Below are 1,006 nucleotides of genomic sequence, written 5' to 3'. Positions count from 1 at the left end.
TCCTTACCCCGGGCGCCCCCGGGGGCGCCCGGGGGCTGTCTCGTGTGGAGCCCTTCCGTGCCCGTACCTGTGTCTGTGCCGCAGCTGATCGTCGTCTCCCCGCCCGGCAGCGGGACCGCGCTGCTGCACCAGATCACCACCGCCCTCGGCTACACCTCCCGCGGCACCATGAGCGCGGCCGCGGGCCACACCACCGCCGTCGCCCCGGGTGAGGTCTACCCCCTCCTCGAAGCCGCCTACGGCAGAGACAAAGCGGTCCGCCTCATCCAGGCGCACCATCAGAACCAGGCCGACACCCAGCTGGAAGACGCCTACACCACAACGGTAGAAATCCTGTGGCGGGTGTGGTGGCGCCGGCTCGGACAACCCGTCACCGCCCACACCCCCCTCGACCCCGCCCTCGAAGACCGCCTGGCCCGCCACAGTGATGAGAGCCTGCTGCGCCTGCTCCCGGGACGGGATGCCTGGTACGTCACCGACCTCGACCTGACCCGCACAGACGGCGGCCTGCTACGCCACTGGGCAGCCACCGGCCGACCCGCGATCATTTACCACCACCGCGACGCCGGCGACCGGATCATCAGCCTGGTCCAGAACCTGTCCCGTGGACAGGTGGGCACCATGCCCCACCACCTGATCTACCAAGGCATCCTGGCCACCCTTCCCACCACGGACGCCAAACTCACCCTTGCCCTGACCGACCCCGACTTCCCCGCCACCCGCCCGGCCACCTGGCTGCACCACCACCCCGACGTGATCACCGTCACCCACGAAGACCTCGCCGGCCCCGCCTACGGCGGCACCACCCACGCCCGCAACGCAGCCCTCACCCGCCTGACCACCGCACTCGGACACCCGCAGGAAACCGCAACGGCCCTACCCGACGCGCCCTCCGGCCTGCCCGGTCTGACCGTCGGCGCCTTCAAAAAGCACGCAACCCCCCACCACCAGCAACTCCTGGCCTCTCACCTCAGCCTCCCCGGCCCCACCCACCGGCCAATCCCCC

General features: G+C 70.9%; 1 protein-coding gene. It reads left to right on the top strand.

The genetic code is table 11. The annotated features are described in order from the left end of the window. Positions 1 to 57: 57 nt before the first annotated feature. Positions 58 to 1,006: hypothetical protein (locus CA983_RS46505; protein WP_158101951.1), on the top strand; the 949-nt coding region annotated here is incomplete at its 3' end.

It is taken from the genome of Streptomyces swartbergensis (assembly GCF_002148965.1).
GTDB lineage: Bacteria > Actinomycetota > Actinomycetes > Streptomycetales > Streptomycetaceae > Streptomyces > Streptomyces swartbergensis.
Note: the sequence above shows the minus strand (reverse complement) of the source record. Positions and strands in the feature narration are given on the sequence as shown.